This is a genomic window from Burkholderia sp. Bp9099 (assembly GCF_003857805.1).
Lineage (GTDB): Bacteria > Pseudomonadota > Gammaproteobacteria > Burkholderiales > Burkholderiaceae > Burkholderia.
In genome coordinates this window covers 130953-154202 of the sequence record NZ_QTPU01000021.1, presented here as the reverse complement: position 1 = coordinate 154202, position 23250 = coordinate 130953, and the positions used below count along the sequence as shown (strand labels likewise).

The window sequence follows — 23250 nt, the reverse complement described above, 5'->3', positions numbered from 1 at the left end:
GCGTGGACACCCTCACATCCTCCCCCGACAACCCGCCCGACGCGGACGCCGAACTGCGCGACCTGCTGCGCACGCTCGGCGAGCGGCACGGTTCGGGCCTGCGCGCGCTCGAGGCCTTGACGGCGCAGACGGCGCTGGGCGCGGACGAGATGCGCGAGCGGCTCGCGTCGCAATTCCGGATGAAGCCGATCGGCATGCGCGAACTGAACCGCCTGGAGCCGGATTTCGAGCTGGTGCCGTTCGTCGAGGCAACCGCGCGGCTTTGCGTGTGCCTGCGCGATCCCGACTGCGGCGCGCTGCTGTTCGCGATCGCCGATCCGCTCGATGCCCGCACGCGCGGCTGGATCGAGCACCGGATGCGTGCGCACCCGGCGCTGCCGTACGGATGGGCGCTCGCGAGCGCGGGCGACCTGGGCGCCTATCTCGCCGTGCGGGAGAAGGACATCCGCGCGATGGATTCGCTCGCGTTCGACGATCCGATCCAGAGTGCGCCCGATCCGGCGTCGCTCGCGTTGACGCTGCAGGGCATCAGCAGCGACGACAGCCCGGTGGTGCGTCTGCTCAATTCGACGATCTACGACGCGCTCAAGATGCTGGCGAGCGACATCCACCTCGAATGCCGGGCGAACGGCTTGATGATCAAGTGCCGGGTCGATGGCGTGCTGACGGTGGTGGGGCGCGTCGAGGGCCGCGACGTCGCGGACCAGGTGCTGTCGCGCGTGAAGGTGATCTCCGAGCTCGATATCGCGGAGCGCCGCATTCCGCAGGACGGGCGCTTCAAGGCGATGTACGCTGGACGCGAGATCGATTTTCGCGTATCGATCATGCCGAACCAGTTCGGCGAGGACGCGGTGTTGCGGATTCTCGACCGCTACCAGCTGTCCCAGGCGTCGGGCGGCCTGACGCTCGAGGCGCTGGGGTTCCAGCCCGCCGACACGCGCTTCATGCGGTCGGTCGCGTCGATGCCGTACGGGATGCTGCTCGTCACGGGCCCGACCGGCAGCGGCAAGACCACGACGCTTTATGCAATCCTCACCGAAATCAACAACGGGCTCGAGAAGATCGTGACGATCGAGGATCCGGTCGAATACCAGCTCGGCGAGATCCTGCAGATACCGGTCAACGAGGCGAAGGGCCTGACGTTCGCGCGCGGCTTGCGGTCGATCCTGCGGCACGATCCGGACAAGATCATGGTCGGCGAAATCCGCGATCCCGAAACCGCGCAGATCGCCGTGCAGGCCGCGCTGACCGGTCACCAGGTGTTCACCACCGTGCATGCGAACAACGTGTTCGACGTGATCGGCCGTTTCACGAACATGGAGGTCGATCCGTACAGCTTCGTATCGGCGCTGAACGGCGTGATCGCGCAGCGGCTGCTGCGCCAGTGCTGTCCGGACTGCCTGGACGAGGACACGGTCGACGCGGACGTGCTCGCCCGCTCGGGCATCGACCCGGACACGGCCGGCAGCTACCTGTTTCGCCGCGGCACCGGGTGCGCGATGTGCCGCGGCAGCGGCTATCGCGGCCGGCGAGCGATCGCGGAAGCGCTGCGCATGAACGACGAATTGCGGCAACTGCTGTCGGAGCGCGCGCCGCTCGGGCACATCAAGGCGGCGGCGCTGCGCTACGGCATGACGACGTTGCGCGCATCGGCGATCGACCTGGTGAGGCGCGGCGAAACGACGCTCGAGGAGATCAATCGTGTCACCATGGTCGAATGATCGGCTCGCGATCGGCGTCGGCACGCGCGAGATCGTCGTCGGCGTCCGCCCGCGCGCACTGTGGCGGCCGGGCCGGCGCGGGTTCGCCGCCGATCCGCTCAGCGTCGTCATCCCCGACGAACGGTTCGGAAGCGAGACGGGGGTGCTCGACGCGCTGGCTGCCGCGCTGGCCGCGACGGCCACGACAGCCGGCAGCGACGGCAACGCGAAGCGGTCGCCCGCGCGCGGCGCGCACATCGTGCTCGACGATTTCTGGTGTTGCCATGCGATCCTGCGCGGCGACTTCCGCGCGCTGCACGCGCGCGAGCTCGAGGACGTCGCGCTCGCGCATTTCTCCGACACCTACGGGGTCGCCGCCGAGTCGCTGGTCACGCGCTTCGACGTGCGGCGCGGTGGCCGTGTGCTCTTTGCCAGCGCGCTGCCGCGCACGCTGTACGACGGCATTCTCGGGACGGGCGCAGCCGGCGACGTCCGCATCCGCTGCCTGCGCGCGGGGCTTCCGGAGACGCTCGATCGGGTCGCGGTGAAGCCGGACGGCGACGCGATGCTGCTCGTCGTCGGCGAGGCGTTGCTGCAGGCGGTCATGATCGAGCGCGGCGAGTGGACCGCGTACGACGCGCAGCGCCTCTTTCCGGGCGAGTCCGGCGATGCGTCGAGGCTCGCCGAACTCGCCGAGCAGCTGTTCGAACGCTCGGCGACGCGCACGGGCCTGACGCGCGACGACTGCAAGGTCTATCTGTGCGGCGTCGACACGGATGCCGCGCCGTTCGAGGCGCGTTTTGCCGCGGCCGTGCTGCCGGGCCGCGCGGCGCTCGACGGTTCACCTGCGCGCCGGTTGCTGGAGTACGCATCATGAGCCGCACGCTCGACATCGATTTTTGCCGGCGCCGCGCCCGTATCGGCGTAAGCGGCGCGATCCTGCTCGGCGTCGCCGCGCTGCTGTGGGGCGCGTGCGCCGTCCGGCTCTGGCACGCGTATGCGGAGAACGATCGCATCCGGGATGCGCTGGCGGTCGTCCAGCATCGCACGTTCGCGCAGCAACACGTCGTGAAGCCGCCGCCGAGCGCGGCCGCGCGGCTCGCGGAAAAGCAGAGCCAGGCCGTGCTGCGCGAACTGACCGTGCCGTGGCAGACGCTCTTCTCGATCGTCGAAGACTATCCGGGCCATGACGTCGCACTGATCGGCATCGACCAGAACCCGGCACAGGGCCAGATTCGCATCACGGCCGAAGCGAAGGACCCGGACGCGATGATCGCGTACCTGAAGTACTTGCAGACGAGCGACGTGCTGCGCGAGGCGACGCTCAACGGCCACCTCGTCGAGGAGAACGTGGCGGGAAAGCCGGTGCGTTTCCAGATCACGGCCGTCTGGAGGAAATCATGAAAGCCGATCGTTTCGCGGACCGCCTGCTCACGCTTCGGTTCGCGTGGCGCCGTGCATTCGGCCTGCCGGGGCTCGCCGGGATCCTGATGCTCGGTGCCGCGGGCATCACGTATGCGGCGCTCGCCGGCGTGGAGGCCGACACGCGCGCGATGCAGGCGCCGGCGGGCGTCGTGCGCGCCGCACGCGGCCATCGTCCGGCCGACGTGCGCGGCACGGCGGCGGACGCGACGACGCTCGACACGTTGCCGGCGCTCTTTCCGCGCTTTTCGCAAAGCGCGGACGACATCGCGTCGATCTTCGAGCAGGCGCGCGACAGCCATCTGGCGCTCGGCTCCGCCGAGTACCAGATGACGACCGAGTCGGGGGCGCGCTTCACGCGCTACCAGGTGCTGCTGCCCGTGAAGGATCAGTACGGCGCGATCCGGCATTTTCTCGCGTCGGTGCTGAACCACGTGCCGAACGCGGCGCTGCAGGAAATCCACGTCGAGCGTCCGGCGGTGGGCAGCAGCATTCTCGACGCGCGGGTTCGTTTCGAACTCGTCTATCGGAGCGCCCAGCCATGATCTCTGCCGTCATGAAACCCGCGTCGCGCAATCGACTCGTGCTCGTGCTGGGCTGCCTCGTCGTCGCCGGTACCGGATATCGCGTGCTGGTGGCGGCGATGCAGCAGCCGGCTCCGGCCGCTGCAAGCGGCATCGTCCATCGCGACGGTGCGCGCGTGGCGCCGGCGCCGGCACGCGCACGCGCAGGCCTTGCGGCGGCTTCGCATGCCGCGGCGCCTGCGCCCGCGTCGTTGCCCGCGGCGCATGACGTACCCGCGCCGCATGACGCGGCGGCGGCCGCGCGGGAACAGCTCGCCGCATTGCGTGCGCCCGTGTCCGTCGAAGCTGCGCATGATCCCTTCACGGCGTCGTCATGGCTGCCGCCGCCGCCCGTCGAGCCGCCGCCGCCCGAAACGCGTCCGGCGCCGCCGACCGCGCCGCCGGTGCCGTTCATCTATCTCGGCCAGCAGGATGCCAAGTCGGCGAAGCCGCAAGTGTTTCTCGGCAACGGAGACCAGTTGCTGATCGTTTCGCCGGGCGATGTGATCGACAGCCAGTATCGCGTCGAGTCGGTGTCCGAGTCGAACGTGGTGCTCACCTATCTGCCGCTGAACCAGATCCAGATGGTGCCCATTTCAGTGGAAGGAAAGTAAATGGAAACCGTACTGACACGGGATGTGCGCCGCAACGGGGACGGCGGCCCGTCGACACGCCTTTGCGCCGTCACCCCGGCCGGTGCGCGACCCGCACCGGCGCCCCGCTGCGCGACGCAACGCGCGCTGGCGATCGCCGTGGCGCTGCTCGCATGCGGTGGTTGCGCGCATGTGCCGAACCTTCAGGACGATCCGACCAACGCGCAGGTGAAGATCGACGCCTTGCACGAGCGCAACGACGCGGTCGGCCAGCTGCTCGACAACGCGGACGCGTTTCGTCAGCAGAACGAATTCGACGACGCGGCGCGCTCCGTCTACATGGCGAAGCAGCTCGATCCGACCAGCGAGCGCGCGCGCCGGATCGGCGCGATGATCGACCAGGACCGCAAGCATCTCGCGATCCTGCAGGAAGCGGACCGCATGATGAAGCGCGGTTCGTACGCGCAGGCCGCCGAACGCGTGCATCGCGTGCTGGTCGAGGATCCGGCCAATGCGATGGCGATGCGGATGCAGGCGGAACTCGACGAAAAGCGCCGCCAGCAACACGCGGACCGCGACGACAAGCTCGCGGCGTCGTCGATCATGCGCACGCCGGTATCGCTGCAGTTCCGCGACGCGAACGTGCGGATGGTGTTCGAGGCCTTGTCGCGCACGTCCGGGCTGAACGTCATTTTCGATCGCGACGTGCGCGCCGACCTGAAGACGACGATCTTCGTGCAGAACGCGTCGCTGCAGGACACGGTCGACATGATCCTGTTGCAGAACCAGCTCGACAAGAAGCAGATGAATGCGAACACGCTGTTCATCTACCCGGCGACGCCGGCCAAGGAGCTCGAATACCAGGAGCTCAAGGTGCGCACGTTCCAGCTGTCGAACGTCGATGCGAAGCAGATCCAGTCGCTGCTGAAGAGCCTGCTGAAGGTGAAGGAGGCCGTGATCGACGAGCGCGCGAACTCGGTGACGATCCGCGGCACGCCGGACACGATCAAGGTCGCCGAGGAAATGATCACCGCCCAGGACTTGCCGGAGCCGGAGGTGATGCTCGAGGTCGAGGTGCTGGAGGTATCGCACGACCGGATATCGCAACTCGGCATCAACTGGCCCAACTCGTTTACGGTGTCGACGCCGAGCTCGGCCGATACCTGGGGCGTGCTGCATCATCTGCCGATCAATGCGCTGAACGTGAGCGGCCTGTCGGCCACCGCGGACTTCAAGCTGACCGATACCGACGCGAACCTGCTCGCGAGCCCGCGCATCCGTGCGCGCAACAAGGAGAAGGCGCGCATCATGATCGGCGACAAGGTGCCGGTGATTTCGAGCTCGAGCACGCCGAGCACCAGCGGCCCGTCATTTACGCAGATGATCCAGTACCTCGACGTGGGCATCAAGCTCGAGGTCGAGCCGCAGGTTTATCGCGACGGCGACGTCGGCATCAAGCTGAATCTCGAAGTCAGCAACATCACCAACACGATCTCGAGCGGCAACTCGCAGGGGCTGAGCTCGCTCGCGTATCAGATCGGCACGCGCAGCGCGTCGACCAGCCTGCGGCTTCGGGACGGCGAAACGCAGATCATGGGCGGCCTGATTTCGGACGAGGACCGCCGCAACGCGAACAAGGTGCCGGGTCTCGGCCAGTTGCCGGTGCTCGGTCGCCTGTTCTCGGATCACGGCGGCGATCACAAGAAGACCGAGATCGTGCTGCAGATCACGCCGCATATCGTCCGGCCGCAGGTTGCGGCGGATGCGGACACGCAGGAAGTGTGGTCGGGCACCGACGTCAACGTGCATGCCGACCAGCTGCGACTCGACCCGGTGGCGCTGAATGCGGAGGCGCCCGCGGCGACGGACGCGAAGGCGCCGGCGGCGCCAGAGGCGAAGGCACCCGCGGCGCCGGAGGCGAAGGTCGTTCCGGGCAGCGTGGGCGGCGGGACGTCGGGCGGCGCGGCGCCGTCGCCGCTGGAGGCCGCGGCGAACCGTGCGCAGCCATCGCCGCAGAGCGGCGCGTTCGGGCAGCTGCCGGCCGCACCGCGCACGACGCCGCCGCCCGACCCGTACGGCGGGCGGTTCGCGCGGCCACAGCCGGCGTTGCCCGCGCCGGCCGCCGGGACCGCCGCGGCGGAGCAGCCGGCTGGCGGCGCGGCGCAGGCGGCCGCGCCGGCGGGCAATGAAGTGGCGCCCGCGCCGGGCACCACCGTGACGCCGGTTGCGTCGCCGGCACCGGCCGAGCAGGCGGCCGCGGCGGCCAATGCGCCGGCCGCCGCGCCGGCGTCGCCCGCTCCGACGCTGCAGATGCCGGCGGGCGATATCCCGAACGAAAACCCGCTTCGCCCGATCGGGAAGTGAGCCGTGAACGCCCGCCGCGCAGCGCCTCGCATTGGCCGAGTCGGCCGGCGCGGCTTCACGTTGATCGAGATGGTCATCACCCTCGCGCTCGTGTCGATCCTCGCGCTCGCGATCATGCCGTTCTCCGAACTGATCGTGCAGCGTCAGAAGGAGCAGGAACTGAGTGCCGCGTTGCGCGAGATTCGCACGGCGCTCGATGCGTACAAGGATGCGAGCGATGCGGGGCAGATCGAAAAGGAGGCGGAAGCGTCCGGCTATCCGCCGTCGCTGGCCGTGCTCGTGACGGGCGTGAAGAACGTCCGCGACCCGAAGGGCGGCATGATGACGTTCCTGCGCCGCGTGCCGCGCGATCCGTTCTTCGCCGGCGATCCCGATACGCCGGCCGAGGACACCTGGGATGTGCGCGCGTACGGCACGCCGCCGGACCCGTCGGCCGACGCGGCTCCTGCCGCCATGGAGCCCGGCAAGGACGTGTTCGACGTGACCTCGAAATCCGCTCGTGTCGGCATCAACGGCATTCCGTACAAACAATGGTGACGGTTCATCATGAAACCCGCTCGCATGCGCAGGATCCGCGGCTTTACGCTGATCGAAATCGTGGTCGTGATGGCCATCATCGGGCTGCTTCTGACCTTGGCCGTGCCGCGCTACATGCACAGCATCGAGCGCGGGAAGGAACAGGTGCGGCGGCAGAACCTCGCGGTGATGCGCAATGCGATCGACCAGTATTACGGTGACAACGGGCAATACCCCGACACGCTCGACGAGCTGGTCGCGAAGCACTACTTGCGGGCGGTTCCGGTCGATCCGGTGAACGGCGACGACAAATGGGCGACGATCGCATCGCCGGACGAGACCAAGCCGGGCGTCTACGACGTGGGGCCCGCGAGCGGTGTGCAAGGCGCGCCGCCGGGCGTGGCGGCAACGGCGGCAACGGCGGGCGTGGCCGGGGCGGTGAAATGAGCCGGTCCGGCCGGGCCGCGCGCGCGCGTGCGATGCATGCCCGCCTGCGCGGCGGGCGGCAGCGCGGGCTCGTGCTGCTCGCGCTGCTGATCGCGCTGATGCTGATGTCGATCGCGCTGGCCGGCGCGCTGGACGTCTGGTCGCTGCAGCGGCGCCGCGAACAGGAGCGGCAACTGCTGTTCGTCGGCGACCAGTACCGCAGGGCCATCGTCGCGTACTACCGTGTCGGGCGCGTATATCCGCAAACGGTCGACGACCTGCTGGACGATACGCGCTTTGCCACGCCCATGCATCATCTGCGCCGCGCATATCCGGATCCGGTCAGCGGCAAGAACGACTGGTCGTTCCTGTGGCGGGCCGACCGGTTCTACGGCGTATCCAGCAGCTCGGATGGCGCGCCGATCAAGCGTGCCGGATTTCCGGATCGATACAGGGACTTCGAGGGCCTCGAAACCTATCGGCAATGGAAGTTTCTTTACCTCGCACCGGGTATGGCCGCATCGGCTGACGAAGCGTCGCCGGCGGCGCCGGCGCGGCCGGCCAGTGCGCCGAGCCTGTCCGGTTTTCCGGGCGGCTCGCTGCCCGGACAGGTGCCGACGGGCCTGCGTTGACGCGGATTCGGCACCACGCGATACAGGCCGCACGCAAAAAAGCGCGACGCCCGCAACGGGCATCGCGCGTAAAACGGCGTGGAGCGCCGACGAATGAAACGTGATGAAGAAAGAGGCGCCCGGCCAGGGGCGCCCGGCCAGGGACGCCCGGTTAGGTGGCTCAGGCCTTCGCGAGCTTGATGCTGGTCGGCTCGGCGGTCAGGTAGCCGACGCTGGCACCGAAGCGGTCCTTGTAGTTCGCGCGCACGAGCGGGTCGAGCGTCGCCTTGACCTTGTCGTGCAGCGGCGTCTCCCAGTCGCCCACGTGCTGGAAGTTGCTCATCACGTAGGTCCAGCCGTTGATCTCGTCGACCGCGTGCAGGCCCGTCGATTCGGCGCCGGCCGGGCACGACAGCACGCGCGCGAGCGATTTCGTGTCGACGTTGTACGCCCACAGGAAGTTGTTCACGTGCATGCCCGAGTCTTCGCCGATGAACAGCGTGCGCAGCTTTTCGGAGAACTTCAGGTTGTCGGGGTTCGCGATCTTGTCCGGGTTCGCGAGGTTGCCGAGCGCATCGGCCGCGGCGAGGTCCTCGCCGACGAGCGCGGCCGGCGCGCTCATGTCGACCGGCACCCACTCGCTGTCGATCGCGTTGCCCGACTTGTCGCGCTGGCCGGCCTTCAGGTTCAGCGCATAGACGGCGCCCGCGGCGATCTTCTTGTCCACCGCGACGTCGCGCGACACCGCATTGCCGCTGACCATCGACGTCTCGATCCGCGACATCGCCGTGTAGACGATCTTGTCCTTCGCGTTGACCGTCGTGCCTTCGAGCTTCGTGAACGCCATGCTGCCGCCGATCAGCGCCGCGTAGCGGTGCGTCTCGAGGAACGCGGCCGCCTTTTCCATCCCGGGCTTCACGCGCATCCAGTTGAACTTGCCGCCGAAGTGGATCTTCGTGTAGCTCGCGTCGTTCGGGTCGGTCGTCGTCAGGTCCATGATGTCCGACGCCTTCAGCGTGTTCGCGAGCGTCTCGATCTCGCTGCTCGTCGCGTGTCCGATTTTGATCCACGTGAGCGTCGCGCTGCCCGCGCCGGCGGACGACGTCTGCGTCCACTTCGCGACGTACAGCGTGCCGGCCGACAGGTCGGCCGCCTTGTCGGCGACGAACATGAACAGGCCGCCGTTGGTGGCGTCGTCACCCATCATCACGGTGCGCTGGTCCGGCATCACCTGGATCAGCTCGTGCGAGATGCGGCCGAGGCAGTAGTGCTTCTTCACGGTGCCGGTGCCGTCCGGATTCACCGTGATCTCGGGCAGGTGGCCGTAGTGGTAGGGGTTCGCCTTCGTCTCGTCGCCGAACGTGTTCCGGCTGAATGCCTTGAACTGCGCGTCGGTCGCGGCCTTCGTCGCGTCCGGCTCGTATTCCTCGCTCGACAGGTGCGTGCCCCACGGCGACAGGCTCGCGCCGCACGTGATCCACAGGCCGTGCGCCTTCGACGTGTCGACGTTGTGATACTTGACGACCTTCAGCGCGCCGTTGGACGGATCCTGGTCGAGCGTGATCACCGCGATCGGCGACGGCAGCTGGCCGTACTGTGACGCGCTTGCCTGGTCGCGCGTCGTGTATTCGAACTGCACGACCGCGAAGACCGTGTTGCCCTTCACGCCGGCGACGCTGGCGTTCTTCAGCGTCAGCAGCGAGCTGCCGTCCGGGCAGTCCGAGTAGAACTGGCGCTCCTTGCCCGCCACCGAGCGGTCGATGATCGGCTGGTTGTTGATGTCGTAATAGCCGCCTGCGAGCGTCGTGCCGCCCTTGCCGTCCGGCACCATGTCGCCCGTCACGAAGAACGGCCGGTACGCGAGCTTGAAGTTGCGCGACGAGCCGTCCGAGAACGACACCGACAGCGTCGAGCCGACCGTCGTCGTGGCCATCGCGGCCGCGTTGTCGAGCGTGGGCGCGGCCATCGCCGAGAACGCCGCTGACGTGTACGCGGCGGCCGGCGTCGCCGCCACCGGGTTGTCGTCGCCGCCGCAGCCGGTCAGCAGGGCCGGCAGCGCGAGGCCGGAGAGGGGCAGCATGGGCGCGCCGGCGAGGATCTTCAGGGCCTGACGACGGGAAGCATTGGGCAACGCGGGCATGTGGAGTCCAGTTTCAGATATTGGAAGAATGGCCTTCCGCGAAGCAGGCGATCAGCAAGCAAGGCGAAGGCAAGTTGAAAACTGGACAGAAGTGTAGGGACGCTAGATGAAAGTTTTTTGAATAGAAAACGTAATGATGTGTCGGGCATCCGTCAGGCGGGCTGCCGGACGCCGGTCGCAAGCCTTTGCGCTCAGTCGCGCTCGGGCGTCGCCGAGATGCGGTGGATCGACAGGTCGGCACCGTCGAATTCGGCTTCGCGATCGAGGCGCAGCCCGACGGTCGCCTTCAGCGCGCCGTACACGAGCGTGCCGCCCGCGGTGGCGATCGCAATGCCGCCGAGCGTGCCGATCAGCTGCGACACGAACGACACGCCGCCGAGGCCGCCGAGCGCGGGTTGCCCGAACACGCCGGCCGCAATGCCGCCGAGCGCGCCGCACATGCCGTGCAGCGGCCACACGCCGAGCACGTCGTCGATGCGCCACTTGTTCTGCACGCAGGTGAACATCGCGACGAACAGTGCGCCGGCCGCGGCACCCGTGACGAGCGCACCGATCGGGTGCATCACGTCGGAGCCCGCGCAGACGGCGACGAGGCCCGCAAGCGGGCCGTTGTACGTGAAGCCCGGATCGTTGCGGCCGGCCATCCACGCGGCGAGCGTGCCGCCGATCATCGCCATCAGCGAGTTCACGGCGACGAGGCCGCTGATCTTGTCGAGCGTCTGCGCGCTCATCACGTTGAAGCCGAACCAGCCGACCGCGAGCACCCACGCGCCGAGCGCGAGGAACGGGATGTTCGACGGCGGATGCGCGGCGATCCGGCCGTCCTTCGCATAGCGGCCGTGGCGGGCGCCGAGCAGCAGCACGGCCGGCAGCGCGACCCAGCCGCCGAATGCGTGCACGACGACCGAGCCCGCGAAATCGTGGAACGGCGCGCCGAATGCATGCGTGAGCGAGGCTTGCACGCCGAAGCGCTCGTTCCATGCAATCCCTTCGAAGAACGGATAGATGAAGCCGACGATGATCAGCGTCGCGACGAGCTGCGGATTGAATTTCGCGCGCTCCGCGATGCCGCCGGACACGATCGCGGGGATCGCCGCCGCGAACGTGAGCAGGAAGAAGAAGCGCACGAGCGCGTAGCCGTTGTGCTGCGACAGCGTGCCGATGTCGTCGAAGAACTCGACGCCGTACGCGATCGTATAGCCGATGAAGAAGTACGCGAGCGTCGACACCGAGAAGTCGACCAGGATCTTCACGAGCGCGTTGACCTGGTTCTTCTTGCGGACCGTGCCGAGCTCGAGAAATGCGAAGCCCGCGTGCATCGCGAGCACCATGACGGCGCCGATCAACAGGAACAGTGTATCGACGCCGGATTTCAGACCATCCATGCCGTGGCTTCCTTGCGCAAAAAACGGGCGAGGAATGCAAGTATCGAGCCAACTTGGTGAACGGTTGCGTGCAATTGGTGCGAAGCGCCGTTTGGTGCGGCATTCCGGTGATGCCTGCACGATGACGGGGCAGGCCGCGTGCGGCGCGAATGCCGTGACGGATGCACGTGTGTGGTGCGGTACGTGCGCAACTGGTGCGTGTGATGCGCGCCGCGGTGCGGCGTGGTGCGCCGCGATGCACCGGTCTGGCGCGTCAGCGGCGCGCGAACAGCGCGCGCGGGCGTCGCAGCCGCCACGCGCTCGCGGACCAGTAGGCGGCGACTGCCGAGAGCCCGAGCGCCGCGAACGAAAGCGCGGCGAGGCCCGCGTACGACTGGTCGTCGCCGGCGGGGCCGAGGATGCCTTGCAGCACGATCAGCGCCGCCGTCCAGAAGCCGATCACCGCCTGCACGAGCAGCCGGGCGCAGGCGACGCGGCGCGGGCGCCCGGCGTCACGCAGGCGTGCCGCGGAGGGTGAGCGAAGGCACAGGAACAGGGTGGCGGCGAGCACGGCGGCCAGCGTGATGAACCAGTCGATGAGGAAAGCCATGAAGAAAGCGGAAAGCGGGTGGAGCGGATGGAAGCGTGCTCACTTTAGTGCTGGCGCGCGTGCGATTGAATCAGACAAGTCCGAAATTGAAAGGCATTTTTAATCGGGAGTCGGCATTGGCCCTGTTCCACAGGCGGTATCATCGACACCGGTCCAACCCTGCAGGCCGTGCGGCGCACGGCCGGAGATTGCTGATGAAGATGAAGACTTCGCGGGCGCGTCGCATGCCCGGGTCCGTGCTGGCGGCCGCGGCCGTCGGCGCGGTATTGTTGCTCGCAGGCTGCGAGAAGTCCGGCACGCCGGCCACGCAACCCGATACGGCCGCGAGCGCGGCCGCCGATGCCGCAAACAACGCGGCCAAGGCGCTCGACCAGGTGGCGAGCACCGTCAACCAGCAGATCAACGCCGCGAAGGCCGGCATCGCGAGCGCGGCATCGGCCGTGCCGCCGCTGTCCGCGAGCGGCCTCGCGTCCGCTGCGCAGGCGCAGATCGATGCGGCCGCTTCCGCGGTCGTCGCGCACGCGGCATCGGAAGCCGGCGCGAAGATCGCGGAGGCCGGCAAGAAGCTTCAGCAGTGGAGTCAGCAGAACGCGTCGGGTGCGAAGCCGGCCAGCGGCGAGTAGCGGGCCTTGCGCAATTCGCGAAATGTAATTATAGTGGTTACACATTGTCGCCGGCTGCCGTTCGGGCCGGCGTCGCCGAGTGAGTGAGGAATGAATACCAGCAGCCGGTTCGCGTTTGCCGTTCACGTGCTCGCCTTGCTGTCGATGCAGGAAGGCGCGCCGCTGTCGTCCGACATCATCGCGGGCAGCGTGAACACGAATCCGGCGCTGATTCGCCGTCTGTTGTCGATGCTGGCGGCCGCGGGGCTGACCACGTCGCAGCTCGGCGCGGGCGGCGGGGCGCTGCTGGCGCGCGAGCCGGGCGAGATCACGCTGCTCGACGTGTATCGCGCGGTCGACGACGCGCAGCTGTTCGCGCTGCACCGCGAGGCGCCGAATCCCGCGTGTCTCGTCGGGCGGCACATCCAGGGCGTGCTGATCGACTATATCGGCGACGCGCAGCGCGCGATGGAAGCATCGCTTGCCACGCGCACGCTCGCGGACGTCACGGCCGACGTGCTCGCATCGGAGCAGCGCGGCCGGCCGGCGGGGAACGCGAGCGGCTGAGCGCAGGCAGCGGATGAGGCAGGGCAGGAGGCCGGATGGCGCGCATTGCGTGGCGCCCGGCACGACGGAGTGCGGCTCCGTTTTTTTTCGGTCTTATATGTAATTGCTGTAGTTACTTATTTATTTCTGGAGAATCGACATGACGCAACGTTCCTTGAACATCGCACTGTTTGGCGCCACCGGGATGATCGGCTCGCGCATTGCCGCCGAAGCCGCGCGCCGCGGCCATCGCGTGACCGCGCTGTCGCGCCATCCGGCGGCGGCGGCCGACGGCATCACCGCGAAGGCGGCCGACCTGTTCGATGCGGCCAGCATCGCGGCCGCGCTGCCGGGCCACGACGTCGTCGCCAGCGCGTACAGCCCGAAACAGGACGATCCCGCCAAGGTCGTCGCCGCGGCGAAGGCGCTGGTGGAAAGCACACTCCAGGCGGGCCTGAAGCGGCTCGTGGTGGTGGGTGGCGCCGGGTCGCTCGAGGTCGCGCCGGGTAAGCAGCTGGTCGACACCGATGGTTTCCCGGACGCGTACAAGGCGGTCGCGCTCGCGCACCGCGATGCGCTCGACTATCTGAAGACGGTCGGCGACCTCGACTGGACGTTCTTCGCGCCGGCCGCGCTGATCGCACCGGGCGAGCGCACGGGCACGTTCCGCACGGGCGTCGGCAAGCTGATCGTGGACGCGCAGGGCAACAGCAAGATCTCGGCGGAAGACTACGCGGTCGCGTTCGTCGATGCGCTCGAGCAAGACAGCTTCGTGCGCGAGATCGCGACCGTCGCGTATTGAGCGGCATCGTGGCGAGGCGGCACGCAAGTGCCGCATTCGCCGTGAGCGGCGCGCGGCGGGCAGCGCAGCCGCAGTGACCACGGGCGATTCCATCTCGACGGGTGGAATCGCCCGTTTTCGTATGGGCGCCGATGATTCATGGACCGACGTGCACGCGATCCGTGCGCGACGCGGATCCTTCCCCGCCTGATTGGTATTTATCCCGGTCGACGCCGCGCAGCGGTTTCCATATTGTTCCCCGTCATGCAGGATGCATAGAAAAAATTTCTATCTACGAGGGACTGGGTAAATGGATGCCATCGATCGCAAGCTGCTGGAGCTGTTGCAGGCAGATGCCACATTGCCGATCGCGGAACTCGCGCAGCGCGTGAACCTGTCGCAGACACCCTGCTGGAAGCGCGTGCAGCGGCTCAAGGAAACCGGCGCGATCCGCGCGCAGGTCGCGCTGTGCGATCCGCGCAAGCTCGGGGTCGGCACGACCGTGTTCGTCGCGATCCGCACGAACCAGCACACCGAGGAGTGGGCGCAGCGTTTCACGCAGGTCGTGTGCGACATGCCGGAAGTCGTCGAGGTCTACCGGATGAGCGGCGAGACCGACTATCTGCTGCGGGTGGTGGTGGCCGGCATCGACGATTTCGATCGCGTGTACAAGCAACTGATCCGCGCGGTGCCGCTGTTCGACGTGAGCTCGTCGTTCGCGATGGAGCAGATCAAGTATTCGACCGCGCTGCCGGTGCGCGATCTGGCCGAGCCGGCGTAGCGCGCGGGACGGCAATGCGTCGTGGCGCATCGCGTCGGTGCGGGTGGGTTGTGGGTTCCCGCCGCCGTGGCCCGACGTCGTCGTAATGGCCCGCTCAGCGGCCGCGCGACATGGCGCGTGCGCGTTCGTCCGCCAGCGCGTCGCGGCGCACGAACTCCGCGACGAACGGGCTGGCCGGATGGTGATGCAGCGCGTACGGCGTGTCCCATTGCGCGAGCCTGCCGTCCTTCATCACGCCGATCCGGTCGGCGATCGCGAACGCTTCAGCCTGGTTGTGCGTGACGAGGATCGCGGTGTGACCCGTGCGCTTGAGGATGTCGCGCAGCTCGAATGCGAGCCGCTCGCGCGTATCGACGTCGAGATTCGAGAACGGCTCGTCGAGCAGCAGCAGCTCCGGCGACGGCGCGAGCGCGCGGGCGAGGGCGACGCGCTGCTGCTGGCCGCCCGACAGTTCGTGCGGATACGCGCTGCCTGACGCGGCGAGGCCGACGAGTTCGAGCAGGTCCGCGACGCGGGCGCGCCGCTCGGCCTTCGGCATGCGCCGCAGGCCGAACGCGACGTTGTTGGCCGCGCTCAGGTGCGGGAACAGCGCATAGTCCTGGAACATCATGCCGATGCGCCGCCGCTCGGGCGGCACGTCGAGCGACGGCGCCGAGACGGTCGTGCCGTCCAGCACGATGCGTCCCATGCGCACGGGCTCGAAGCCCGCGATCGCGCGCAGCACGGTGGTCTTGCCGCAGCCCGATGCGCCGAGCAGGCAGCCGATGTCGCCGCGCGGCAGCGCGAGGCTGAGCCCGTCGACCACCGTGCGGCGGCCGTGCGGCGTATCGTAGGCGACGCAGAGGTCGTCGAGTTCGAGCAGGTTCACGGTGTCAGGCTCCGATCTTGTGACGGGTGCGCGCGAGCAGGATCACGGGCACGAGCCCGGCCAGCACGATCGCGAGCGCGGCGACCGCGCCTTCCTCGTAGGTGCCGCGCGCGGCTTCCGCATACAGCCAGGTCGCGAGCGTGTCGAAATTCAGCGGACGCAGCAGCAGCGTCGCCGGCAGCTCCTTCATCGCGTCGACGAACACGAGCAGCGCGCTCGTCGTGAGCGCGGGCCGCAGCAGCGGCAGGTGCACGCGGCGCAGCGTGCCGCCGGCCGTCTCGCCGAGCGAGCGCGCGGCCTGTTCGAGCGATGGCGGAATGCGCGCGAGGCCGGCTTCGATGCTGCCGGCCGAGATCGCGAGAAAGCGCACGGTGTACGCGATCACGAGCGCGGCCGCGGACCCCATCAGCAGCAGCCCGTCGCGGCCGAGCGCGGCACCCAGCAGCCGGTCGGCGGCCGCGAACGGGATCAGCAGGCCGATCGCGAGCACGGTGCCCGGCACCGCGTAGCCGAGGCTCGCGATTCGCGCGCACACGCGGGCCGGGCCCGCGCGCGCGCTGTCGCGCTGCGCGCGCGCCGCCCACGCGACGACCAGCCCGCATGCGAGCGTCGCGATCGTTGCGGCGGCGGCGATCGTCAGCGTATTCGCAAGCCCGGTCAGCAACTGCGCGGATACGCCGCCGACGAGATGCAGCCGCTTGCCGGTCTCGACCGCGAGGTACGCGGCCGGCGCGCCGAAGCCGAGCAGCACCGGCAGCCAGCCGAGCGCGGCGGTGCTCCACGCGGCCGCGCCCGTCAGCTTGCGTGGCGCGAGCGGGCGCATGCGGCGGCCGTGCGCGTAGCGCTGGCGGCGGCGCCCGTGGCGTTCGAGCACGATCATGCCGACCACGATCGCGAGCATCGCGAGCGCGATCTGCGCGGCGCCCGCGAGATCGGAGCGCGTGATCCACGTGGTGTAGACCGATACGGTCAGCGTCTGCACGCCGAGGAATTCCGATGCGCCGATGTCGTTCAGCGTTTCGAGCAGCGCGAGGCTCACGCCGACCGCGATCGCGGGCCGCGCGAGCGGGACGACGACGCGCCAGAACGTCGCGATGCGTCCGGCGCCGAGTGTGCGCGCGGCTTCGAGCAGGCTCGCGGACTGCGTGACGAACATCGCGCGCGTGCTCAGGTACACATACGGATACAGCACGAAGCCGAGCACGAAGATCGCGCCGGGCAGCGAACGCAGGTCGGGCAGGCGGAACTGGCGCGGGCTGTCGAAGCCGAGCAGCCAGCGGATCGCGCCCTGCACGGGGCCGATCGGGTGGAGCAGGTCGAGATACGCGAACGCGACGATGTAGGTGGGCACCGCGAGCGGCAGCAGCAGCGCCCAGGTCAGCATCCGGCGGCCCGGAAAATCGTACGCGGTGACGAGCCACGCGCAGCCGGTGCCGACGACCGTGACAATCGCGCCGACGCCCGCGAGCAGCAGCAGCGTATTGACGAGCGCCTGCGGCAGCACGAATTCGGCGAGGTGCTGCCAGTGCGCGAGATCGGCGCCGAGCGCGGCGGCGACCAGCACCGCGAGCGGCGCGGCGACCACCGCGGCGATCGCGACGGCCGCGCCCAGCCAGAGGCTGCCCGCGCGCGAACCGAGCGGCCGGCGGCGCGCGCGGACGAACGCTGCATCAGTTGTCAAAGCCGACCTTGTCGACGAGCTGGCTGGCCGCCTTGCGGTGCTTCGCGATGTCGGCCAGCGGCAGCGGGTCGACCTTCAGCGTGCCGAAGCTCGCGATCACCGGATCGAGCTTCACGTTCGCGCGCACCGGGTATTCGTAGTTCGCCTGCGCATACAGCGCCTGCGCTTCCGGCGACACGAGGTACTCGAGCAGCTTCACCGCGTTGGCCTTGTGCGGCGCGTGCTTCGCGACCGTCGCGCCGCTGATGTTGACGTGCGTGCCGCCGCTCTTCGCGTTCGCGAACGTCGGCCGCACGACCTTGATCGCGTCGCCCCACTTGCGCGCGTCGCTGCCGGCTTCCGCGTTCTTCATGTGACCGACGTAGTACGCGTTCGCGAGGCCGACGTCGCAGATGCCGCCGAGAATGTCGCGCGCGACGTCGCGGTCGCCGCCCGTCGCCTTGCGCGCGAGGTTCGCCTTCACGCCGCGCAGCCACTTTTCGGTCGCGGCTTCGCCGTCGTGCGCGATCATCGCCGCGACGAGTGCCGTGTTGTACGGATGCTGCCCGGAGCGGATGCAGACCTTGCCCTTCCATTTCGGATCGGCGAGATCCTCGTAGCGGAACGCGTCGACCTTCAGGTCCTTCTCCACGTACAGCACGCGATCGCGCAGCGACAGCGCGTACCAGTCGCCCTGCGCGCCGCGCAGGTTCGCGGGGATCGCGTCGTCGAGCACCTTCGAGCGTACCGGCTGCGCGAGCCCGCCGTCGACGAGATCGAGCAGGTTGCCGATGTCGACCGTCATCAGCACGTCCGCCGGCGACTGCGCGCCTTCCGCCTTCACGCGCTCGAGCAGGCCGTCCTTCACGAACACCGTATTGACCTTGACGCCGCTCTGTTTCGTGAACGCGTCGATCAGCGGCTGGATCAGCTTCGGTTCGCGGGTGGTGTACAGGCTCACTTCCTCGGCCGCGTGGGCCAGCGGCGCGAATGTGGCGGCGGCAAGGGCGAGGGCGCCGGCGAGCGGCAGCAGGCATGTGCGCGGATTCGACATGGAGACTCCGATGAGGCAGGCGGACGAGGAAGCGTTCCGGGGCGAGCCTGCCGCCCGAGCGACCCGAAACATTACAAAGCGAAAGATTTAGGATTCTAGATCGAAATGGGAATGATTATCAAATGAAAGGTGATGGAAAGTGCTGCGGAAGGAACGGGGAGGGGCACGGCGACGGGGCGTCGCGGCACGGGCGCAAGCGCGTAGAATGCCCGCTTCAACGAATTCGACGGAGCCGCACCGACCATGAACGATCAGCGCAAGAAGAACCCTGTCCGCAACGTGAGCATCCTGATCGTCGTGGTCGTGCTGTTCGTGATCGGGACGATCTTGTACAACGCGATCTCGCAGAAGCGTGCGTACGACGAGGCCCATCCGGCCGAGGCCGCGAGCGCCGCGTCGCACTGACGCTGCGACGGATGTGCATGATCGCTGCGCGGCCCGGACGGGCGGCCAGCGATGTGTGGGTGGGAAGAGGGAAGCGGCGGCGGGCGACGCGCGAAGCGCCGCGTTACGCCGGGAGAGACGCGGGCGCCGAAGCCGGCGCGCCGCATGCAAGGATCAGGCGTGCGTCATCGTGACGCAGGCGCAAACTTCGGGCGGATCCGAGCGTAGAACACGGCCGCGAGCAGCGCGAGCCATGCCGCGCCGACGTAGAGCGCGACACGCGTATCCTCGAACCAGCCGAGCATCACGATCACGAAGCCCATGAACGCGATCGTCAGCGCGGGCGCGACGGGCCACAGCGGCACCTTGAACTTCAGCGCCGCGACTTCCGCGCTCGACAGGCGACGGCGCATCGCGACCTGCGACAGCAGGATCATCAGCCACACCCACACGGTCGCGAACGTCGCGATCGCCGCGACCACCAGGAACACGTCCTTCGGCATCAGGTAGTTGAGCAGCACGCCGACCAGCAGCGCGCCGGCCATCACGAGCACCGTGACCCACGGCACGCCGTGCCGCGACGTCGTCATCAGCACGCGCGGCGCCTGGCCCTGCCGCGCCATCCCGAACATCATCCGGCCCGCGCCGAAGATGTCGCTGTTGATCGCCGAGATCGCCGCGCTGATCACCACGAGGTTGAGGATCGTCGCGGCCGACTTCACGCCGAGCGCCGAGAAGATCTGCACGAACGGGCTGCCGTCGCTGCCGACGCCGGTCCACGGGCTGATCGACATCAGCACGACCATCGTCAGCACGTAGAACAGCAGGATGCGCGCGGGCACCGCGTTGATCGCGCGCGGAATCACGCGCTCCGGGTCCTTCGCCTCGCCGGCGCTCATCCCGATCACCTCGATGCCGCCGTACGCGAAGATCACGACCGACAGCGACGCGATCAACCCGCCGATCCCGTTCGGGAAGAAGCCGCCGTGGTTCCACAGGTTCGCGAACGTCGGCGCGTCGGCCGAATGGCCGAAATGCATGCCGCTCAGCAGGATCGCGACGCCGCCGCCGATCATCGCGACGATTGCGCCGACCTTGATGATCGACAGCCAGAATTCGAGCTCGCCGAACACCTTCACGTGGCACAGGTTCAGCCCGCAGATGACCGCGACGACGCCGAGCACCCAGATCCATTGCGGGACGTCCGGAAACCAGAAGCCCATGTAGATGCCGAACGCGGTGATGTCGGCGATCGCGACGATCACCATTTCGAGCGTGTAGGTCCAGCCGGTGACGAAGCCCGCGAACGGCCCGAGGTTTTCCGTCGCGTAGTGGCCGAACGAGCCCGCGACGGGCTCGCGCACGGCCATCTCGCCGAGCGCGCGCATCACCATGTAGACGGCCGCGCCGCCCAGGATATAGGCCAGGATCACCGCCGGGCCCGCGAGCTGGATCGCGGACGCCGAGCCGTAGAACAGGCCGGTGCCGATCGCCGAGCCCAGCGCGAGAAAGCGGATGTGCCGCGCGCTCAGGTGGCGCTGCAAGTTTTTCATCGAGTCTCCGATATCGTTTTATGCGACGGACCGGGCGAGCGGGGCCGGTCCCGATTGCTCAAGTTGTATATACAACTTAAATGTGAACGAATGATAACAAGCCGGGCCATGTGACCGGAATCGGGTATTCCCTGACTGGCGCAACCGGCGGAATCGGGCGTGGGGCCATCGCGCGGCGGGCGCGCGGGCCGTCTGGGGCGGGCAGGGCGGGCGGAGCATGCGTCGGAAGGGGATTGCGGGAGCGGGGCGCGCCGCCGGCCGGCCTGCATGCGCGGGCGGCCGGCGGCGGGACAACTTCATGCCGTCATGCGGGCAGGCGGATGACGCTTGCGTCCTTGCGGATCAGCAGCGACGACGCGAGCATCTGCTTGCACTGGTGCGCGAGCACCTTCAGGTCGTGCGTGAGCTCGGCGCCCACCGCGTCGGATTTTTCCGCGGACACGACCATCGCGTCGAGGTCACGCGTGATCTGCTTCGTCGCGTCGAGCTGGTCGGCCGGCGGCGGCTCGCCGGCTTCCGCCTTCTCGAGATTCTCGAGCACGGCGGACAGGCCGCGGCGCAGCGCATCGTCGTGGACGAGGTGCGCGTCGGCCGCGCATGCGCTCCGGATCAGCGGTGCGGCGGCGGTGATCTGCGCGCCGAGCACGTGCGTCTGCACGAGCAGGTCGTTCAGTTCGGGCACGAAGCGCTGGTGCGCCTTCGGCTCGATCATCATCCGCTGGAACGCCTGGCCGAGGTTCGCGAACGCGATGTGCACGTCCTTGCGCGCAAGGCGGTAGCGGTAGTCGTCGTCGAGGGTGGCGGCCGGTGTCTCGATCGCCGCGGCGACGACCGGCACGACCGCCGCGCCGTCGGCGGCCGGCACCGGCGGCGGCGATGCACCGCGCCCGGCGCGCCAGACGGCCTCGAAATACTTGCGGGTCGACGTCAGCATGTCGGTGACGAGCTTGCCCATCAGCCGGTATTCCCAGTACGGGAACAGGCGGCTCGCGGCGATCGCGATCATGCAGCCGACCACCGTGTCGATCGCGCGCTCGCCGATGATCCGCATGCTGCCCGGCGCGAGCAGGTGGAACATCAGCAGTACATAAGACGACGTGAATACGACGCTCGCCGCGTAGTTGAACAGCAGCAGGCTGTAGCTCATCACCATCGACCCGAACATGATCGCGATCAGCAGGTGCGGCTCCTTGACCGTGTAGATCAGCGCGATGCTCGCCGCGCAGCCGATCAGCGTGCCGACGATACGCTGGGCGTTGCGCTGCTTGGTGAGCGAGTAGCCGGGCTTCAGGATGATGATGGTCGTCATCACGATCCAGTACGCGTTCGTGAGCGGCAGCAGCCGGCCGAGCCAGAAGCCGACCGCGACCGCGATCGTCACGCGCAGCGCGTGGCGGAAGCTCGGCGAGCGCATGTTCAGGTTCGAGAAGATCAGCAGCGGCGACATCCGGCGCCGCTGCAGGAAGCGCGTGAGCGCCTTGTCGATCTTCAGTTCGGTCTGCTGCGGGTCGGCATGGCCCGACAGGTTGCGGCGCATCCGGTCGATCAGGCGCGTCGCGCTCCAGATGCGCCGGAACGTCGCGAGCACGGCCGCGTAAGCTTCCGCGTTGGTGGCCGGAAAGCTCTTCTTGCGCATCAGCTCGATCTCGTACTCGATCGCGCGCAGTTCGGCCTTCACGCTGATGCGCGAATGCGGCGCGCGGTTCTCGAGCACCGCGAGACCGATCTCCTCGAGATCGGCGGCCGCCTTGCAGATCAGGTCGCGATAGAAAATGATCAGGTCGGAGCCGCCGAACGTGTTGCGTATGAGCGGATAGTCGGTGTGTGCGCCAACGAACAGTTCGTGCAGGTCGACGCTGTTGATGAACAGGTTGTACATCGTCGCGCGGCCGGGATCGAGCTTGCCGCGGCGCAGCTTCGGCAGGTTGCGCAACACGATGTCGCGCGCGGTTTCCTGCGTTTCGACCGCGGTGATCTGCTTCGCGACGAGATTGCGGTAGCACTCGTCGAGATCGGCGTCGAGATCGTAGAACCGCGCGCGCGCGAGCAGGTAGTCGGCGCACGCGAACAGGCTTTCGGCGAGCGCCTGCTGCTCGATCCGGCGCGCCTGCCATTGCGACACGAGCGTCGCCCAGTACGTGTACCAGAGGCCGCCCGCGAGAATCCAGCCGGCATTGATGAACGCCTGCAGCGGCGTGAACTTCTCCTCGAGCGTCATCACCATCATGAACAGCGTCGCGAAGCTGATCTGCGGCCAGCGGTTGCCGTAGACGACGATCAGCGACAGCACGAACGTGAGCGGCACGATCGTCAGCCACAGCGCAAAGATGTTCGGCGTGGCGAGGCCGGTCGCGAGCGCGGCCAGGAAGCCGATCACGCTGCACGCGAGCATTTCGTTGTGCTTGTACTTCAGCGGGCCCGGCATGTCGACGACGCACGCGCCGAGCGCGCCGGTCGAGATCGTGAAGCCGAGCTCCCGGTTGTGAAACACGATCAGGCACAGCACGGCCGGCAGCGATACGCCGACCGCGATCCGCAGGCCGCCGAAAAAGTACTGGCTGTAGAAAAACTTTCTGATTTCGACCGAATAGCGCATCGATGGGCTGAATGACAGACGAAGACGCCCGGGGCGGCGTATTGACTGGCGACGAGTCTATCGTATTTCGCGGTCCGCAAAACCTGGCCGTTCGGACGAGGTTCATCGCGACGGCC

Annotated in this window: 22 protein-coding genes; 14 read left to right on the top strand and 8 right to left on the bottom strand. The window is 68.2% G+C overall.

From position 1 onward, the window contains the following. Positions 1-2 precede the first annotated feature (2 nt). The 9 genes from DIE17_RS24455 to DIE17_RS24415 are packed head-to-tail and all read left to right on the top strand — an operon-like array spanning position 3 to position 8216. A complete protein-coding gene (locus tag DIE17_RS24455; protein WP_124487508.1) occupies positions 3-1721 on the top strand; it encodes a GspE/PulE family protein in 1719 nt (572 codons plus the stop codon). Beyond that, the gene (locus DIE17_RS24450; RefSeq protein WP_124921382.1) at positions 1702-2577 is read left to right on the top strand and encodes a hypothetical protein; all 876 of its coding nucleotides are present in this window, start codon (positions 1702-1704) and stop codon (positions 2575-2577) included. The genes DIE17_RS24455 and DIE17_RS24450 overlap by 20 nt, the downstream gene beginning before the upstream one ends. Next, a complete protein-coding gene (locus DIE17_RS24445) occupies positions 2574-3104 on the top strand; it encodes a hypothetical protein (protein ID WP_124487510.1) in 531 nt (176 codons plus the stop codon). Before DIE17_RS24450 ends, DIE17_RS24445 begins: the two co-directional genes overlap by 4 nt. Continuing rightward, the gene (locus tag DIE17_RS24440; RefSeq protein WP_124487511.1) at positions 3101-3667 is read left to right on the top strand and encodes a hypothetical protein; all 567 of its coding nucleotides are present in this window, start codon (positions 3101-3103) and stop codon (positions 3665-3667) included. Before DIE17_RS24445 ends, DIE17_RS24440 begins: the two co-directional genes overlap by 4 nt. Next, positions 3664-4299, top strand: a complete 636-nt coding sequence (locus DIE17_RS24435; RefSeq protein WP_124487512.1) for a hypothetical protein — start codon at positions 3664-3666, stop codon at positions 4297-4299. The genes DIE17_RS24440 and DIE17_RS24435 overlap by 4 nt, the downstream gene beginning before the upstream one ends. After that, the gene (locus tag DIE17_RS24430; protein ID WP_124487513.1) at positions 4300-6642 is read left to right on the top strand and encodes a type IV pilus secretin PilQ; all 2343 of its coding nucleotides are present in this window, start codon (positions 4300-4302) and stop codon (positions 6640-6642) included. Between the two features lie 3 nt (positions 6643-6645). Then, positions 6646-7179 carry a type II secretion system protein gene (locus tag DIE17_RS24425; RefSeq protein ID WP_124487514.1) on the top strand — a complete coding sequence of 178 codons (534 nt, stop codon included), beginning with the start codon at positions 6646-6648 and terminating at the stop codon, positions 7177-7179. A gap of 9 nt (positions 7180-7188) precedes the next feature. Next, positions 7189-7605: a type IV pilin protein gene (locus DIE17_RS24420; protein ID WP_124487515.1), complete on the top strand. Its 417-nt coding sequence runs from the start codon at positions 7189-7191 to the stop codon at positions 7603-7605. Between the two features lie 32 nt (positions 7606-7637). Beyond that, entirely contained in the window at positions 7638-8216 is a 579-nt protein-coding gene (locus DIE17_RS24415; protein ID WP_044848034.1) for a type II secretion system protein, read from the top strand. A 160-nt stretch (positions 8217-8376) separates the two neighbouring features. On the opposite strand, the gene DIE17_RS24410 is transcribed toward DIE17_RS24415, so the two are convergent. The 3 genes from DIE17_RS24410 to DIE17_RS24400 all read right to left on the bottom strand — a co-directional run bounded on the left by DIE17_RS24410 (position 8377) and on the right by DIE17_RS24400 (position 12309). Continuing rightward, complete coding sequence (locus DIE17_RS24410; protein ID WP_124487516.1) at positions 8377-10335, bottom strand: PhoX family phosphatase; 1959 nt, start codon at positions 10333-10335, stop codon at positions 8377-8379. A gap of 191 nt (positions 10336-10526) precedes the next feature. Next, positions 10527-11720 carry an ammonium transporter gene (locus DIE17_RS24405; protein WP_124487517.1) on the bottom strand — a complete coding sequence of 398 codons (1194 nt, stop codon included), beginning with the start codon at positions 11718-11720 and terminating at the stop codon, positions 10527-10529. Between the two features lie 253 nt (positions 11721-11973). Continuing rightward, on the bottom strand, positions 11974-12309 hold the full coding sequence (locus DIE17_RS24400) for a hypothetical protein (RefSeq protein WP_124487518.1): 336 nt from the start codon (positions 12307-12309) through the stop codon (positions 11974-11976). Between the two features lie 194 nt (positions 12310-12503). Between DIE17_RS24400 and DIE17_RS24395 the strand changes: the two genes are divergently transcribed. The 4 genes from DIE17_RS24395 (at position 12504) to DIE17_RS24380 (ending at position 15019) form a co-directional block, all read left to right on the top strand. Continuing rightward, positions 12504-12932, top strand: coding sequence for a hypothetical protein (locus DIE17_RS24395; RefSeq protein ID WP_124487519.1), 429 nt, complete (start codon positions 12504-12506; stop codon positions 12930-12932). A gap of 90 nt (positions 12933-13022) precedes the next feature. Then, positions 13023-13478 carry an Rrf2 family transcriptional regulator gene (locus tag DIE17_RS24390; RefSeq protein WP_124487520.1) on the top strand — a complete coding sequence of 152 codons (456 nt, stop codon included), beginning with the start codon at positions 13023-13025 and terminating at the stop codon, positions 13476-13478. Positions 13479-13617: 139 nt separating this feature from the next. Further along, positions 13618-14259, top strand: a complete 642-nt coding sequence (locus DIE17_RS24385; RefSeq protein ID WP_124921381.1) for an NAD(P)-dependent oxidoreductase — start codon at positions 13618-13620, stop codon at positions 14257-14259. 289 nt (positions 14260-14548) lie between these two features. Continuing rightward, entirely contained in the window at positions 14549-15019 is a 471-nt protein-coding gene (locus DIE17_RS24380) for an Lrp/AsnC family transcriptional regulator (protein ID WP_044848024.1), read from the top strand. A gap of 94 nt (positions 15020-15113) precedes the next feature. Here the strand turns inward: DIE17_RS24380 and DIE17_RS24375 are convergent, their stop codons facing one another. The 3 genes from DIE17_RS24375 to DIE17_RS24365 are packed head-to-tail and all read right to left on the bottom strand — an operon-like array spanning position 15114 to position 18601. Then, entirely contained in the window at positions 15114-15887 is a 774-nt protein-coding gene (locus DIE17_RS24375; RefSeq protein ID WP_124487522.1) for an ABC transporter ATP-binding protein, read from the bottom strand. 4 nt (positions 15888-15891) lie between these two features. Then, positions 15892-17568, bottom strand: a complete 1677-nt coding sequence (locus DIE17_RS24370; RefSeq protein WP_124487523.1) for an iron ABC transporter permease — start codon at positions 17566-17568, stop codon at positions 15892-15894. Next, on the bottom strand, positions 17558-18601 hold the full coding sequence (locus tag DIE17_RS24365) for a Fe(3+) ABC transporter substrate-binding protein (protein WP_124487524.1): 1044 nt from the start codon (positions 18599-18601) through the stop codon (positions 17558-17560). Before DIE17_RS24365 ends, DIE17_RS24370 begins: the two co-directional genes overlap by 11 nt. A 243-nt stretch (positions 18602-18844) precedes the next feature. Here DIE17_RS24365 and DIE17_RS24360 point away from each other — a divergent pair, with 243 nt between their 5' ends. Further along, complete coding sequence (locus DIE17_RS24360; RefSeq protein ID WP_124487525.1) at positions 18845-19006, top strand: hypothetical protein; 162 nt, start codon at positions 18845-18847, stop codon at positions 19004-19006. A gap of 164 nt (positions 19007-19170) precedes the next feature. Here DIE17_RS24360 and DIE17_RS24355 read toward each other — a convergent pair whose 3' ends face one another. Beyond that, positions 19171-20538 (bottom strand): amino acid permease, encoded by a 1368-nt coding sequence (locus tag DIE17_RS24355; RefSeq protein WP_124487526.1) that lies wholly within the window; start codon positions 20536-20538, stop codon positions 19171-19173. Between the two features lie 304 nt (positions 20539-20842). Then, a complete protein-coding gene (locus tag DIE17_RS24350; protein WP_124487527.1) occupies positions 20843-23134 on the bottom strand; it encodes an FUSC family membrane protein in 2292 nt (763 codons plus the stop codon). Positions 23135-23250: the final 116 nt, after the last annotated feature.